Annotated in this window: 11 protein-coding genes; 10 read left to right on the top strand and 1 reads right to left on the bottom strand. The window is 70.9% G+C overall.

Annotated elements, in window-relative coordinates; all coding sequences use genetic code 11:
- Positions 1-86 precede the first annotated feature (86 nt).
- The 10 genes from ACGFYQ_RS25810 to ACGFYQ_RS25855 all read left to right on the top strand — a co-directional run bounded on the left by ACGFYQ_RS25810 (position 87) and on the right by ACGFYQ_RS25855 (position 13410).
- Positions 87-1703 (top strand): carboxyl transferase domain-containing protein, encoded by a 1617-nt coding sequence (locus ACGFYQ_RS25810; protein ID WP_393747725.1) that lies wholly within the window; start codon positions 87-89, stop codon positions 1701-1703.
- A gap of 16 nt (positions 1704-1719) precedes the next feature.
- A complete protein-coding gene (locus tag ACGFYQ_RS25815) occupies positions 1720-3894 on the top strand; it encodes a biotin carboxylase N-terminal domain-containing protein (RefSeq protein ID WP_393747727.1) in 2175 nt (724 codons plus the stop codon).
- Between the two features lie 11 nt (positions 3895-3905).
- Positions 3906-4823 carry a hydroxymethylglutaryl-CoA lyase gene (locus ACGFYQ_RS25820; protein WP_393748090.1) on the top strand — a complete coding sequence of 306 codons (918 nt, stop codon included), beginning with the start codon at positions 3906-3908 and terminating at the stop codon, positions 4821-4823.
- A 7-nt stretch (positions 4824-4830) separates the two neighbouring features.
- A complete protein-coding gene (locus tag ACGFYQ_RS25825; RefSeq protein WP_393747729.1) occupies positions 4831-5991 on the top strand; it encodes an acyl-CoA dehydrogenase family protein in 1161 nt (386 codons plus the stop codon).
- Positions 5992-6136: 145 nt separating this feature from the next.
- Entirely contained in the window at positions 6137-7177 is a 1041-nt protein-coding gene (locus ACGFYQ_RS25830) for an ABC transporter substrate-binding protein (RefSeq protein ID WP_393747731.1), read from the top strand.
- Between the two features lie 48 nt (positions 7178-7225).
- Complete coding sequence (locus ACGFYQ_RS25835) at positions 7226-8125, top strand: siderophore-interacting protein (protein ID WP_393747733.1); 900 nt, start codon at positions 7226-7228, stop codon at positions 8123-8125.
- A 141-nt stretch (positions 8126-8266) separates the two neighbouring features.
- Positions 8267-9757, top strand: a complete 1491-nt coding sequence (locus ACGFYQ_RS25840) for a pyridoxal phosphate-dependent decarboxylase family protein (RefSeq protein WP_393747735.1) — start codon at positions 8267-8269, stop codon at positions 9755-9757.
- Complete coding sequence (locus ACGFYQ_RS25845; RefSeq protein WP_393747737.1) at positions 9741-11042, top strand: lysine N(6)-hydroxylase/L-ornithine N(5)-oxygenase family protein; 1302 nt, start codon at positions 9741-9743, stop codon at positions 11040-11042. Before ACGFYQ_RS25840 ends, ACGFYQ_RS25845 begins: the two co-directional genes overlap by 17 nt.
- Positions 11039-11632, top strand: coding sequence for a GNAT family N-acetyltransferase (locus ACGFYQ_RS25850; protein WP_393747739.1), 594 nt, complete (start codon positions 11039-11041; stop codon positions 11630-11632). Before ACGFYQ_RS25845 ends, ACGFYQ_RS25850 begins: the two co-directional genes overlap by 4 nt.
- The gene (locus ACGFYQ_RS25855; protein WP_393747741.1) at positions 11629-13410 is read left to right on the top strand and encodes an IucA/IucC family protein; all 1782 of its coding nucleotides are present in this window, start codon (positions 11629-11631) and stop codon (positions 13408-13410) included. Before ACGFYQ_RS25850 ends, ACGFYQ_RS25855 begins: the two co-directional genes overlap by 4 nt.
- 194 nt (positions 13411-13604) lie before the next feature.
- Here ACGFYQ_RS25855 and ACGFYQ_RS25860 read toward each other — a convergent pair whose 3' ends face one another.
- On the bottom strand, positions 13605-15206 hold the full coding sequence (locus ACGFYQ_RS25860) for a beta-N-acetylhexosaminidase (RefSeq protein WP_393747743.1): 1602 nt from the start codon (positions 15204-15206) through the stop codon (positions 13605-13607).
- Positions 15207-15238: the final 32 nt, after the last annotated feature.

Genomic DNA, 15238 nt, shown 5'->3' on the forward strand with positions numbered 1-15238 from the left:
AGACAGGGCCGTTAGCGCTCGTTAACCTAAGCCGTACATGCGTTAACGCTCATTAACAGCGTGCACCGAGCAAGGGAGCTCGACCGATGCAGCAGGCACCAGTGCTGACGAGCGCCGCGGACCCGGCGTCCGAGGCCTGGCGGACCAACGAGGCCGCCCACCGCGAGCTGACCGAGGGGCTGCGGGCCCGGCTCGACGCGGCCCGGCTCGGCGGCGGCGAGAAGGCCCGCGCCCGCCACACCGCGCGCGGAAAGCTCCTCCCGCGCGACCGCGTCGACACCCTCCTCGACCCCGGGTCCCCCTTCCTGGAGCTGGCCCCGCTGGCCGCCGAGGGCATGTACGGGGGCGCGGCCCCCGCCGCCGGGGTCATCGCGGGCATCGGCCGGGTCAGTGGCCGCGAGTGCGTGATCGTCGCGAACGACGCCACCGTCAAGGGCGGCACGTACTACCCGATGACCGTCAAGAAGCACCTCCGCGCCCAGGAGGTGGCCCTGGAGAACCGTCTCCCCTGCCTCTACCTGGTCGACTCCGGCGGCGCCTTCCTCCCCATGCAGGACGAGGTCTTCCCCGACCGGGAGCACTTCGGCCGCATCTTCTACAACCAGGCCCGCATGTCGGGGGCCGGCATCCCGCAGATCGCCGCCGTCCTCGGCTCCTGCACGGCGGGCGGTGCGTACGTACCGGCCATGAGCGACGAGGCGGTCATCGTCCGCGGCCAGGGCACGATCTTCCTCGGCGGCCCGCCGCTGGTGAAGGCGGCCACCGGCGAGGTCGTCACGGCGGAGGAGCTGGGCGGCGGCGAGGTCCACTCCCGGACCTCCGGCGTCACCGACCACCTCGCGGAGGACGACGCGCACGCGCTGCGGATCGTACGGAACATCGTGGCGACCCTGCCCGAGCGCGCGGCCCTGCCCTGGTCGGTCGAGGCTCCGGAAGAGCCGAAGGTGGACCCGTACGGGCTGTACGGCGCGGTCCCCGTCGACTCGCGCACCCCCTACGACGCCCGCGAGATCATCGCCCGGATCGTGGACGGCTCCCGTTTCCAGGAGTTCAAGGCGGAGTACGGCCAGACGCTGGTCACCGGCTTCGCCCGGATCCACGGGCACCCGGTCGGGATCGTCGCCAACAACGGCATCCTGTTCTCCGAATCCGCCCAGAAGGGCGCCCACTTCATCGAGCTGTGCGACCAGCGCGGGATCCCGCTCCTCTTCCTCCAGAACATCTCGGGCTTCATGGTCGGCCGGGACTACGAGGCGGGCGGCATCGCCAAGCACGGCGCGAAGATGGTGACGGCGGTGGCCTGCACCCGGGTGCCGAAGCTGACCGTGGTGGTCGGCGGCTCGTACGGGGCGGGCAACTACTCGATGTGCGGGCGGGCGTACTCGCCGCGGTTCCTGTGGATGTGGCCGAACGCCAAGATCTCGGTGATGGGCGGCGAGCAGGCCGCGTCCGTCCTGGCGACGGTCAAGCGCGACCAGATCGAGGGCGCGGGCCAGGAGTGGCCGGCCGAGGACGAGGAGGCCTTCAAGGCCCCGGTCCGCGCGCAGTACGAGGAACAGGGCAACGCCTACTACGCCACGGCCCGGCTGTGGGACGACGGGGTCATCGACCCGATGGAGACCCGGCAGGTGCTGGGACTGGCCCTGACCGCGTGCGCGAACGCCCCGCTGGGCGACTCCGCTTTCGGCATCTTCCGTATGTGACGTGAGGACCTCTTCGATGTTCAGCACTGTTCTGGTCGCCAACCGGGGCGAGATCGCGGTCCGGGTCATCCGTACGCTGCGGGAGCTCGGGGTGCGGTCGGTGGCCGTCTTCAGCGACGCGGACGCGGACGCGCGGCACGTCCGGGAGGCCGACACGGCCGTCCGGATCGGCCCGGCGGCGGCCGCCGAGAGCTACCTGTCGGTGGAGCGGCTGCTCGACGCGGCCCGCCGCACCGGCGCCGAGGCCGTTCACCCCGGCTACGGCTTCCTCGCGGAGAACGCGGCGTTCGCGCGGGCCTGCGCCGAGGCCGGGCTGGCCTTCATCGGGCCGCCCGCTTCGGCGATCTCCCTGATGGGCGACAAGATCCGGGCCAAGGAGACGGTGAAGGCGGCGGGCGTGCCCGTGGTCCCCGGCTCCTCCGGGAGCGGCCTGTCGGACGCCGAACTGGCCGCGGCCGCGGCCGAGATCGGCATGCCGGTGCTGCTGAAGCCCTCGGCGGGCGGCGGCGGCAAGGGCATGCGGCTGGTGCGCGACGCGGCCGTACTGGCCGAGGAGATCGCGGCGGCCCGCCGCGAGGCCCGCTCCTCCTTCGGCGACGACACCCTGCTGGTCGAGCGGTGGGTGGACCGGCCGCGGCACATCGAGATCCAGGTGCTGGCGGACGCCCACGGGAACGTGGTCCACCTGGGCGAGCGCGAGTGCTCGCTCCAGCGGCGCCACCAGAAGGTGATCGAGGAGGCGCCGTCGGTCCTGCTGGACGAGAAGACCCGCGCGGCGATGGGCGCGGCGGCGGTGGAGGCGGCCCGCGCGTGCGGGTACGTCGGCGCGGGCACGGTGGAGTTCATCGTCCCGGGCGGGGACCCGTCCTCGTACTACTTCATGGAGATGAACACCCGCCTCCAGGTCGAGCACCCGGTGACGGAGCTGATCACGGGGCTGGACCTGGTGGAGCAGCAGCTGCGGGTGGCGGCGGGGCTGCCGCTCGGCTTCGACCAGTCCGAGGTCACCCTGACGGGGCACGCCATCGAGGCCCGGGTGTGCGCGGAAGACCCGGCGCGAGGGTTCCTGCCTTCCGGCGGTACGGTCCTCGCGCTGTCGGAGCCGTCGGGTGGGGCGGTGCGTACGGACTCCGGCCTGACGGCGGGTGTGCCGGTGGGCTCCACGTACGACCCGATGCTGTCGAAGGTCATCGCGTACGGGCCCGACCGGGCGGCTGCCCTGCGGGTGCTGCGGGGGGCTCTGGCCGACACGGTGATCCTGGGCGTCCAGACGAACGCCGGGTTCCTGCGTCGTCTGCTGGCCCACCCGGACGTGGTGTCCGGCGACCTGGACACCGGTCTGGTGGAACGGGACCTCCCGTCCCTCCTGCCGGAGGGGGTCCCGGCCGAGGTGTACGCGGCGGCTGCGCTGCTGGCCGAGGGTTCTTTCCCCCACCCCGCCCCTTCCCGAAACTGGGGCTGCGCCCCGGACCCCGCGCCTCAAACGCCGGCGAGGCTGGGAGGGTGGGTCGACCCGTTCGACGCCGCCAGCGGCTGGCGCCTCGGCGGCACGCCCGCCTGGACGGTCCACCACTTCCGCCTCCCGGGCCAGGACCCGCTGACGGTCCGCACCCGCCCAGCCGGCATCAACTCCGGCTCGGGCTCCGCCCCCAGCTCCGGCGCGGCCTTCAACTTCACGGAGGTCCTTCTGGCCGAAGCCGGGGCAAATCCAGCCTCGCCGGCGTTTGAGGCGCGGGGTCTGGGGCAGAGCCCCAGCGCACCGGCGCGCGGCCGGATCGTCAGCCGCACCACCGACTCCGTCACCATCGAACTCGACGGCGTCACCCACCGGTTCAGCCACGCAACCTCCCCGGAGGGGACCTGGCTCGGGCGGGACGGCGATTCCTGGCACCTCCAGGACCACGACCCCGTCGCGGCAACCCTCAGCGGCGCCGGACGCGGCGGCGCAGACACCCTCGCCGCCCCCATGCCCGGCACCGTCACCGTCGTCAAGGTGGCCATCGGCGACAAGGTGGTGGCCGGGCAGAGCCTCCTCGTCGTCGAGGCCATGAAGATGGAGCACGTCATCTCCGCCCCGCACGCCGGGACCGTCACCGAACTCGACGTCACCCCGGGCACCACCGTCGCCATGGACCAGGTCCTGGCCGTGGTCACCCCGGAACCGGAAGAGGAAGAGGAGGCGGCCAAGTGAACGGCCTGCCCATGACCGTCCCGGCCCCCGGCCTCCCGGCCCGCGTCCGGATCCACGAGGTCGGCGCCCGCGACGGGCTGCAGAACGAGAAGACGGCCGTTCCCACCGCCGTGAAGGCCGAGTTCATCCACCGGCTCGCCGCCGCCGGTCTCACCACCATCGAGGCCACCAGCTTCGTCCACCCCAAGTGGGTGCCGCAGCTGGCCGACGCCGAGGAACTGTTCCCGCTCCTCGGCGACGTACGGGCCGCCCTCCCCGTCCTCGTCCCCAACGAGCGCGGCCTCGACCGCGCCCTGGCCCTCGGTGCCACCCGCATCGCCGTCTTCGGCTCGGCCACCGAGACCTTCGCCTCCCGCAACCTCAACCGGACCGTCGCCGAGTCCCTCGCCATGTTCGAGCCCGTCGTGGCCCGCGCCCAGCAGGAGAAGGCCCACGTCCGCGGCTACCTCTCGATGTGCTTCGGCGACCCCTGGGAGGGCCCGGTCCCCGTCCACCAGGTGGTCTCCGTGGCCAAGGCCCTGCTCGACCTCGGCTGCGACGAGCTCAGCCTCGGCGACACCATCGGCGTCGCCACCCCCGGCCACGTCCAGGAACTGCTCAGCAGCCTCAACGAGGCGGGCGTGCCCACCGACCGGATCGGCGTGCACTTCCACGACACCTACGGCCAGGCCCTCTCCAACACCCTCGCCGCGCTCCAGCACGGCGTGACCACGGTCGACGCCTCCGCCGGGGGCCTCGGCGGATGCCCGTACGCGAAGAGCGCCACCGGCAACCTCGCCACCGAGGACCTGGTGTGGATGCTCGACGGCCTCGGCATCGAGACCGGGGTCGACCTGGCCGCCCTCACCGCCACGAGCGTGTGGATGGCCGAACAGCTGGGGCGTCCCAGCCCCTCCCGTACCGTCCGCGCCCTCTCCCACAAGGAGTAGTCACATCATGTCCCTCGACCACCGGCTCACCCCCGAGCACGAGGAACTCCGCCGTACCGTCGAGGAGTTCGCGCACGACGTCGTCGCGCCCAAGATCGGCGACCTGTACGAGCGCCACGAGTTCCCGTACGAGATCGTCCGCGAGATGGGCCGCATGGGCCTGTTCGGCCTGCCCTTCCCCGAGGAGTACGGCGGCATGGGCGGCGACTACCTCGCCCTCGGCATCGCCCTGGAGGAGCTGGCCCGCGTCGACTCCTCGGTCGCCATCACCCTGGAGGCCGGCGTCTCCCTCGGCGCCATGCCGATCTACCTCTTCGGCTCCGAGGAGCAGAAGCGGGAGTGGCTGCCGAAGATGTGCTCCGGCGAGATCCTGGGCGCCTTCGGCCTGACCGAGCCCGGCGCGGGCAGTGACGCGGGCGGCACCCGCACCACCGCCGTCCGCGAGGGCGACGAGTGGGTCATCAACGGCTCCAAGTGCTTCATCACCAACTCCGGTACGGACATCACCGGTCTGGTCACCGTGACCGCCGTGACGGGCCGCAAGGCCGACGGCCGCCCCGAGATCTCCTCGATCATCGTCCCGTCCGGCACCCCGGGCTTCACGGTGGCCGCGCCGTACTCCAAGGTCGGCTGGAACGCCTCGGACACCCGTGAGCTGTCCTTCGACGGCGTACGGGTCCCGCTCGCCAACCTGGTGGGCGAAGAGGGCCGCGGCTACGCCCAGTTCCTCCGGATCCTCGACGAGGGCCGCATCGCCATCTCCGCGCTCGCCACGGGCCTCGCCCAGGGCTGCGTGGACGAGTCGGTGAAGTACGCGAGGGAGCGGCACGCCTTCGGCAAGGCGATCGGCGACAACCAGGCCATCCAGTTCAAGCTCGCCGACATGGAGATGCGCGCCCACATGGCCCGCATCGGCTGGCGCGACGCCGCCTCCCGGCTGGTGCACGGGGAGCCGTTCAAGAAGGAGGCGGCGATCGCCAAGCTGTACTCCTCGACGGTGGCCGTCGACAACGCCCGCGAGGCCACGCAGATCCACGGCGGCTACGGGTTCATGAACGAGTACCCGGTGGCTCGAATGTGGCGGGACTCCAAGATCCTGGAGATCGGCGAGGGCACGAGCGAGGTCCAGCGCATGCTGATCGCGCGCGAACTGGGCTTCTCCGCCTAGCCGCAGCACTCGTACGGAAGCAGGACAGCGCAGGGGGCCCGAAAAACTTAGGGCCCCCTTACCGCTTTCGGCCAAGGTTAGGCTAACCTTCCCTCCGAACGGCCCAGTGATCGGCCGCCCTGCACGCACGAAAGCGGACATCGACATGCCCAAGTCCCGAACCTCCTCCCTGACCCGTCGCGGATTCATCGCGGCCGGCGGCGCCCTCGGCCTCGTCGCGGCACTCGCCGCGTGCGGCGGCACCGACTCGGCGAAGGGTGACGGCGGCAAGGACAAGGGCGCTGCGGCCTCGGGCCCCTGGACCTTCACGGACGACGCCCTGAAGAAGGAAGTCAGCCTCAAGGCCAAGCCGAAGAGCATCGTCGCGTTCACCGGCACCGCCGCCGCGCTGTACGACTACGGCATCCCGGTCAAGGGCGTCTTCGGCCCGACCAAGACCGCCGACGGCAAGCCCGACGTCCAGGCCGGCTCGATGGACATCTCCAAGGTCGAGATCCTCGGCAACGTCTACGACGAGTTCAACGTCGAGAAGTACGCGGCCCTCCAGCCCGACCTGCTCGTCACCAACACCTGGGACGGCAGCTACTGGTACGTGCCCGAGGCCTCCAAGGACAAGATCCTGAAGCTGGCCCCGGCCGCCGCCGTCTCCGTGGGCGGCGACGTCTCCATGGACAAGGCGCTGGAGCGCACCGCGGAGCTCGCCAAGTCGCTGGGCGCCGACATGAACGCCAAGGCCGCCGTGGACGGCAAGGCCCGCTTCGAGGCCGCGTCCGCGAAGGTCCGCGAGGCCACCAAGGCCAACCCCGGCATCAAGGTCCTCGTGGGCTCCGGCTCCGCCGACCTCTTCTACGTTTCCACCGCCAAGACCTCCGCCGACCTGAAGTACTTCGAGCAGCTCGGCGTCGAGTTCGTCACCCCGGAGAAGCTGGACGAGGGCGGCTTCTTCGAGAGCCTCAGCTGGGAGAACGCCGGCAAGTACAAGGCCGACGTCGTCCTGCTCGACAACCGCACCGGCACCCTGCAGCCGGCGGACCTGAAGGCGAAGGCCACCTGGGCCGAGCTGCCCGCCGTCAAGGCCGGCCAGGTCACCCCGCGCGTCACCGAGCCGATCTACTCGTACGACAAGTGCGCCCAGATCCTGGAGGACCTCGCGAAGGCCATCCAGAACGCCAAGAAGGTCAGCTGACCCCTGACCGCCCTTCACTCCGGCTGAATCCCAGGGGGGACTCTCCGTATGACCGCCACCGCGTCCGACGCCCCGGCCGTAGCGCACTTCCGGTTCTTCGCGCTCGAAGTGCTCCGCACCCGCCGCCTCGGCCACTCGTTCCTGCGGGTCACGTTCGGCGGTGAGTCCCTCGCGGACTTCCGCTCGGGCGGCTTCGACCAGAGCCTGTCGCTCTTCCTGCCGACGGGCGACCAGGAGCACACGGTGCTCCCGTCCACGGACGAGGACACCTGGTTCGGCGCCTGGCGCGGGATGCCGGACGAGGAGCGCCCGGTGATGCGCTCCTACACCGTGCGCGAGCAGCGCCGTACACCCGAGGGCGTGGACGAGGTCGACATCGACTTCGTCCTGCACGGGGACTCCTCACCCGCCTCCCGCTGGGCCGGGCGGGCGGTCACCGGCCGCCGGATCATGGCGATCGGCCCGGCCGTCGAGGAGAACAAGTCCGTACGGTTCCAGCCGCCGGCCGGCAGCGACGCGATCTGGATGTACGCGGACGAGACCGCCCTGCCGGCCGCGGCCGCGATCCTGGACCGGCTGCCCGCCGGGACCCGGGTCCGGGCCTGGCTGGAGGTCCCGCACGAGGACGACCGGCTGCCGCTGGACACGCTCGCCGAGGCGGACATCACCTGGATCGTGCGCGGGAGCGCGGGCCGGGAGCGGACCGAGCAGCTGCTGAGCGTACTGCGGGCCGACGACCCGGCCCCGGCCGAAGCCCCGTACGTATGGCTGGCGGGCGAGTCCGGCACGATCCGCGCCGTGCGCCGGCACTTCGTGCAGGAACGATCCGTCGATCGCCGCGCGGTGCGTTTCACCGGCTACTGGCGGCTCGGCGCGAGCGAGGAGCAGCTCCTCGCCGAGGCGTACGCGGGCCAGGCCCCGAGCGAGGACCCGGCTTCCGAGCTGTAGTCAACCCGCTTACGCCGTAGAGCAGTTGGAGATGGGCCCCGGCTTTCAGCCAGGGCCCATCTCCATTTGGCCAAATATTTAGGTTAGGCTAACCTAAGTCTTGCCACCCCACCCCACGTCCCCCTGCCCGGAGGAAAGTTGATGCGTTCGCATCTGCTGAATGAGACGACCGCGGACCTCTACCGGCGTTCCGTCACCGAGGGCGTCGAACGCGTCGCCGCCAAACTCGCGAGCACGCAGCGGCCCCACACCGGTATATCCGTCGACGAACTCGCCCCGGTCATCAACGGGATCGACCTCGACAAGCCGCTCGAAGACCCGGCCGCCGTCCTCGACGAGCTGGAGGACGTCTACCTGCGCGACGCGGTGTACTTCCACCACCCGCGCTACCTCGGCCACCTCAACTGCCCCGTCGTCATCCCCGCGGTGCTCGGCGAGGCGGTCCTCTCGGCCGTCAACTCCTCCCTCGACACCTGGGACCAGTCCATCGGCGGCACGCTCATCGAGCGCCGCCTCATCGACTGGACCGCCCAGCGCATCGGCCTCGGCCCCGGCGCGGACGGCGTCTTCACCTCCGGCGGCAGCCAGTCCAACTTCCACGCCCTGCTGCTGGCCCGGGACGAGGCCTGCCGGAGCGTGATGCAGCACGCTCCGAACGGCGCGACGGAACTCGCCAAGTCCGAGGTCCTCCCCAAGCTGCGCATCTTCACCTCCGAGGCCAGCCACTTCAGCGTGAAGAAGTCGGCCGCCATGCTCGGACTCGGCTACGAGGCCGTCATCGCCGTCCCGGTCGACCGCAACCGCCGCATGGACACCGCGGTGCTCGCCCTGGAGCTGGAGAGCTGCGCGCGCGAGGGCCTCTTCCCCATGGCCGTCGTCGCCACCGCCGGCACCACCGACTTCGGGTCCATCGACCCGCTCCCCGAGATCGCCCGCCTGGCCGCCGAGCACTCCGCGTGGATGCACGTGGACGCCGCGTACGGCTGCGGACTGCTGGTCTCCCCCACCCGCCGGCACCTCCTCGACGGCATCGAGCACGCCGACTCGGTCACGGTCGACTACCACAAGTCCTTCTTCCAGCCCGTCAGTTCCAGCGCGATGCTGGTCCGCGACCGCGACACCCTCAAGCACGCCACGTACCACGCGGACTACCTCAACCCGCGCAGGATGGCCGAGGAGCGCATCCCCAACCAGGTGGACAAGTCCATCCAGACCACGCGCCGCTTCGACGCGCTCAAGCTCTGGATGACCCTGCGCGTCATGGGCGCCGACGGTGTCGGCTCGCTCTTCGACGAGGTCGTCGACCTGGCCGCCGCGGGCTGGGACCTCATCGACGCCGACCCGCGCTTCGAGGTCGTGGTCAAGCCGCAGATCTCCACCCTGGTCTTCCGCTACGTCCCCGAGGGCGAGGTTCGGGCGGACCTGGTCGACGAGGCCAACCTGCACGCCCGCAAGGCCCTGTTCGCCTCGGGCGAGGCCGTCGTCGCCGGCACCAAGGTGGACGGGGACCAGTACCTGAAGTTCACCCTCCTCAACCCTCAGACCACGACGGCCGACATCGCGGCCGTCCTCGACCTTCTCGCCGCACACGCCGAGCAGTTCCTGGGAGAATCCCTTGCCGTCCACCGCTAAGCCCCACGACTTCATCGGCATCGGCCTCGGTCCGTTCAACCTGGGACTCGCCTGCCTGACGGCGCCGATCGAGGAACTCGACGGCCTCTTCATCGAGTCGAAGCCGCACTTCGAGTGGCACGCCGGGATGTTCCTGGACGGCGCACACCTGCAGACGCCGTTCATGTCGGACCTGGTCACCCTCGCCGACCCGACCTCGCCCTTCTCCTTCCTGAACTACCTGAAGGACCAGGACCGGCTGTACTCCTTCTACATCCGGGAGAACTTCTACCCGCTGCGGGCCGAGTACAACGACTACTGCCGCTGGGCCGCCGACCGGCTCGACAACGTCCTGTACTCCACCTCCGTCACCGAGGTCACCTACGACGAGCGGGCCGGCCTGTACGAGGTCCACACGGACCGGGGCGAGACCCACCTGGCCCGCCGCCTGGTCCTGGGCACCGGCACCCCGCCCTTCGTCCCGGAGGCCTGCGCCCGCCTCGGCGGGGACTTCCTGCACAACTCCGCGTACATGCAGAACAAGGCGGAGCTCCAGAAGAAGAAGTCGATCACCCTGGTCGGCTCCGGGCAGAGCGCCGCCGAGATCTACTACGACCTGCTGGCCGAGATCGACGTGCACGGCTACCAGCTCAACTGGGTGACGCGCTCACCGCGGTTCTTCCCGCTGGAGTACACGAAGCTGACGCTGGAGATGACCTCCCCCGAGTACGTGGACTACTTCCACGCCCTCCCCGAGGACACCCGCTACCGGCTGGAGACCCAGCAGAAGAACCTCTTCAAGGGCATCGACGGCGATCTGATCAATGCCATCTTCGACCTGCTCTACCAGAAGAGGATCAGCATGCCGGGCGCCGTCCCGACCACCCTGCTGACCAACACCTCGCTGAACAGCGCGGCGTACGACACCACCACGGGCACGTACACCCTGGGCCTGCGCCAGGAAGAGCAGGAGCGGGACTTCTCCCTCGCGACCGAGGGCCTGGTCCTGGCCACCGGCTACAAGTACACCGTCCCGGAGTTCCTCGCCCCCGTGCGCGACCGGCTGAACTTCGACGGCCGCGGCCGCCTCGACGCCGCCCGCAACTACAGCGTCGACACCACCGGCCGCGGGGTCTACCTGCAGAACGGCACGACCCACAACCACTCCCTCACCTCGCCCGACCTGGGCATGGCCGCGTACCGCAACGCGTACATCGTCGGTGAGCTCCTCGGCCGCGAGCACTACAAGGTCGAGAAGTCCATCGCGTTCCAGCAGTTCGCAGCCCCGGAAGGCATGCACGCATGAGCACCACCGAGACCCTCTTCACCCGCACCGACGCGGTCCTGGGCACCTTCTCCGTCCGGCCCCTGGACCCCTTCGCCGACGCGGAGCTCCTGCACGGCTGGGTCACGCACCCCAAGGCCTCGTTCTGGATGATGCAGGACGCCTCGCTGCCGGACGTCGAGCGCGAGTACATGAGGATCGCCGCGGCCGAGCACCACCAGGCCTTCATCGGCCTCCACGAGGGCCGGCCCGCCTTCCTGATGGAGACGTACGACCCGGCCGAGCTGGAGCTGGTCGGCCTGTACGACGCCCAGCCCGGGGACGTCGGCATGCACTTCCTCGTCGCGCCGAGCGACACCCCCCTGCACGGGTTCACCCGCGCGGTCATCACCACCGTCATGGCGGCCGTGTTCGCGGACCAGGCGGCCGAGCGCGTCGTGGTGGAGCCGGACGTCCGCAACACCGCCGTGCACGCCCTGAACGAGGCGGTCGGCTTCGTGCCGGACGGCCCGGTCCGGAAGCCGGAGAAGGAAGCCCTGCTGAGCTTCTGCACCCGCGCCGACTTCGAGACGGCCACCGGCATCAGCACCACGAAGGAGCTCGCGATATGAGCCTCGCCGACGCCGTCTCCCACCTGACCCCCGAGCTGTGGGCCCGGGCCAACCGCGCCCTGGTCCGCAAGGCCCTCGCGGAGTTCTCCCACGAGCGCCTGCTGACCCCGAAGCCGCTGGACGCCGGCTCCTACTCGGTCCTGAGCGACGACTCCACGGTCGAGTACCGCTTCAAGGCCGTCCGCCACGCCCTGGACCACTGGTCCGTGGACGAGGCCTCGATCACCCGGCACCAGGACGGCGCCGAGCTCCCGCTGGACGCCCTCGACTTCCACATCGAGCTCCAGCAGGCCCTGGGGCTCAGCGCCGAGGTCCTGCCCGTCTACCTGGAGGAGATCTCCTCCACCCTGGCCGGCACGGGCTTCAAGTACACGAAGCCGCAGATCCCCTGCGCCGTCCTCGCGAAGTCCTCCTTCCAGGACATCGAGACGGGCATGACCGAGGGTCACCCCTGCTTCGTGGCGAACAACGGCCGCCTGGGCTTCGGCGTGCACGAGTACCTCTCGTACGCCCCGGAGACGGCGAGCCCCGTCCACCTGGTGTGGGTGGCGGCCCGCAAGGACGTCTCCACCTTCACCGCGGGCGCGGGCCTGGACCACGACGCGTTCATGCGCGCCGAACTGGGCGAGGCCGCCCTCGCCGGCTTCTCCGCGAAGCTGTCCTCCCTGGGCCTGGACCTGGCGGACTACCACCTCCTCCCGGTCCATCCCTGGCAGTGGTGGAACAAGACCACGGTGACCTTCGCGGCCGAGATCGCGAACCAGCGCCTGGTCCTGCTGGGCGAGGGCTCCGACGCCTTCCTGCCCCAGCAGTCGATCCGTACCTTCTTCAACACGACCACCCCGACGAAGCACTACGTGAAGACCGCCATCTCGGTCCTCAACATGGGCTTCATGCGGGGCCTGTCGGCCGCGTACATGGAGGCCACCCCGGCCATCAACGACTGGCTCCACCAGCTGATCGAGTCGGACCCCGTCCTGAAGTCGGTCGACTTCTCGATCATCCGCGAGCGGGCGGCGATCGGCTACCACCACCGCCAGTACGAGCGCGCCACCGACCGGTACTCCCCGTACCGCAAGATGCTGGCCGCGCTGTGGCGCGAGTCCCCGGTGAACTCCCTGCGGGGCGACGAGCGCCTGGCGACGATGGCCTCGCTCCTCCACGTGGACGCGGAGGGCACGTCCTTCGTCGGCGCCCTGATCGCGGAGTCGGGCCTGACCCCTGCCGAATGGCTGCGGCACTACCTCCGCGCGTACCTGGTCCCGCTCCTCCACTGCTTCTACCAGTACGACCTCGCGTACATGCCGCACGGCGAGAACACGATCCTCGTCATCGAGGGCGGCGTGGTGAAGCGGGCGATCTTCAAGGACATCGCCGAGGAGATCGTGGTCATGGACCCGGACGCGGTCCTGCCGCCCGCGGTCGAGCGGGTCCGGGCGGACATCCCGGAGGACATGAAGCTGCTGTCGGTCTTCACGGACGTCTTCGACTGCTTCTTCCGCTTCCTCGGCTCGATCCTCGTCACGGAGGGCATCTGCGAGGAGGACACCTTCTGGCGGGCGGTCGCGGACTGCGCCCACGACTACCAGGACTCGATTCCCGCCCTGGCGGACCGCTTCGCCCGCTACGACCTGTTCGCGGACGAGTTCCAGCTGTCCTGCCTGAACCGCCTCCAGCTGCGGAACAACAAGCAGATGGTCGACCTCGCCGACCCGTCCGCCGCGCTCCAGCTGATCGGCACCCTCAAGAACCCCGTCGCGGCCTTCGCCCGGCGGTGAACAAGGAGGCGGGCACTCTCGAATACGGTCCCTTCGGGGAAGTGCCCGTCTCTACGGCGTGACGGCGGGGCCGCGAAGCCCTGACTGGCCCTCTTCGCGGCCCTGCCGTCCCGCGAGGTCGGTTCGGAGGCCGACGGGGCCGGAACCAGCTGCTGGGGCCCCTGACCGCGTCCCCTGACCACGGCCCCCGCCGGTCACTGCCACGGCACGTCCGGCGCCCGGTAGTAGCTGATGTCCTGCGCCTGCAGCCGCGGGCCCTGCGCCCCCAGCCGCCGGCTGTACGAGGCCCAGTCGTGCGAGGCCGCGGGGGACCAGCCCAGTTCCGCCAGGCCCAGCACCCGTGGGAACGCCATCAGTTCCCAGTCGCCCCGCGTGGCGATGGTCTCCGTCCACAGCGCGGCCTCCACTCCCAGGACGGCGGACTCCGGCACGCCGGCCAGATAGGCCCCGGGGTTCCAGGAGTACGCCCGCTTCACCGGGACCAACCCGGCCCACACCTGGCCCGGCTTCGTGGCCAGGCCGTACTTCATGTCCAGGTACAGCCGGTCCGCCGGCGACAGGATCAGCGGGTGCCCCGCCTTCGCCGCCGCGACGACCGCCGCCTTCTCCGCGGCCGGTGTCCGGTCGTGCCCCCAGTACTGGAGCACCGCTCCCGCCGCCGGCTGCGCCGTCGCCAGCTGGTGCCAGGCGACCACCGTCTTCCCGTACCGGCCCACCACCGCCTGAGCCCGGTCCATGAAGGCCGCGTAGTCCGCGGCGGGCGTCGAGTGCGCCTCGTCGCCCCCGAGGTGCAGGTAGCGGCCGGGCGTCAGCTCCGCCAGCTCTCCGAGCACCTGGTCGATGAACTCGTACGTCCGCTCCTTGCCGACGCACAGCGAGCTGAAGCCGACCTTGATCCCCGTGTACCGCTCCCGGACCTTGCCGTCGCAGTTCAGCTCCGCGTACGAGGCGAGCGCCGCGTTCACGTGCCCCGGCATGTCGATCTCCGGGACCACGTCGACGTACCGCCGCCCCGCGTACGCGACGAGTTCCCGGTACTCGTCCTTCGTCCAGTACCCGCCGGGTCCGCCGCCGACCTCGCTGCCGCCCCCGTACTCCGCCAGCCGCGGCCAGGAGTCGACCGCCAGGCGCCACCCCTGATCGTCGGTCAGGTGCACGTGCAGGGTGTTGACCTTGTACTGGGCGAGCTGGTCGACGTACCGCTTCACCTGCTCCACCGTGAAGAAGTGCCGCGCGATGTCCACCATCGCCCCCCGGTACGCGAACCTCGGCCGGTCGGTGACCGTCCCGCCCGGCACCGTCCCGGGGCCCGCCACCGGCAGCAGCTGCCGCAGCGTCTGGCCCGCGTGGAACAGCCCGGCCGGGGTCCGCGCGGTGAGGGTGATCCCGCCCGGGCCGGACTCCAGCCGGTACCCCTCGTCGCCGACCCCCTCGGCCTCCTCGTCGATCCGGAGCCGGATCCCGTCCCCGCCGGGCCCGTCGACCACCGGCAGCGGCAGCCCGCTCGGGCCGCGCAGCTGTTCCGCGAGGAGTTCGCCGACCTGCCGGACGTCCTCGTCCGGTCCCGGGCCGGTATGGATGACCGTGCCCGGCCCGACGGCGTACCCCGGGCCGTCGGCGCGTGCGGAGGCGGGCGCCGGCAGCAGCCGTTCGAAGGGGGCCAGGGCGGCGGGGGGATCGTCGCCGGGCCTGGCGTCGTCGCCGTGGGCGGCGGTACACGAGACCGAACCACTGAGGACGCCGAGGACGCCGAGGAAGGTGCCGAAGGTGCCGAGCGTGCGTCGCAGGACTCTCATGGGCCCAGGTATAGGCCAAGTGGCCCGTCTCG

Origin of the sequence: Streptomyces sp. NPDC048258, assembly GCF_043201995.1 — a bacterium.
Taxonomy (GTDB): Bacteria; Actinomycetota; Actinomycetes; order Streptomycetales; family Streptomycetaceae; genus Streptomyces.

What these genes read in the sequence shown, in the direction of transcription:
- ACGFYQ_RS25810 (WP_393747725.1), top strand. Translation starts at nt 87, where the DNA reads ATGCAGCAGGCACCAGTGCTGACGAGCGCCGCGGACCCGGCGTCCGAG.
- ACGFYQ_RS25815 (WP_393747727.1), top strand. Translation starts at nt 1,720, where the DNA reads ATGTTCAGCACTGTTCTGGTCGCCAACCGGGGCGAGATCGCGGTCCGG.
- ACGFYQ_RS25820 (WP_393748090.1), top strand. Translation starts at nt 3,906, where the DNA reads ATGACCGTCCCGGCCCCCGGCCTCCCGGCCCGCGTCCGGATCCACGAG.
- ACGFYQ_RS25825 (WP_393747729.1), top strand. Translation starts at nt 4,831, where the DNA reads ATGTCCCTCGACCACCGGCTCACCCCCGAGCACGAGGAACTCCGCCGT.
- ACGFYQ_RS25830 (WP_393747731.1), top strand. Translation starts at nt 6,137, where the DNA reads ATGCCCAAGTCCCGAACCTCCTCCCTGACCCGTCGCGGATTCATCGCG.
- ACGFYQ_RS25835 (WP_393747733.1), top strand. Translation starts at nt 7,226, where the DNA reads ATGACCGCCACCGCGTCCGACGCCCCGGCCGTAGCGCACTTCCGGTTC.
- ACGFYQ_RS25840 (WP_393747735.1), top strand. Translation starts at nt 8,267, where the DNA reads ATGCGTTCGCATCTGCTGAATGAGACGACCGCGGACCTCTACCGGCGT.
- ACGFYQ_RS25850 (WP_393747739.1), top strand. Translation starts at nt 11,039, where the DNA reads ATGAGCACCACCGAGACCCTCTTCACCCGCACCGACGCGGTCCTGGGC.
- ACGFYQ_RS25855 (WP_393747741.1), top strand. Translation starts at nt 11,629, where the DNA reads ATGAGCCTCGCCGACGCCGTCTCCCACCTGACCCCCGAGCTGTGGGCC.
- ACGFYQ_RS25860 (WP_393747743.1), bottom strand. Translation starts at nt 15,206, where the DNA reads ATGAGAGTCCTGCGACGCACGCTCGGCACCTTCGGCACCTTCCTCGGC.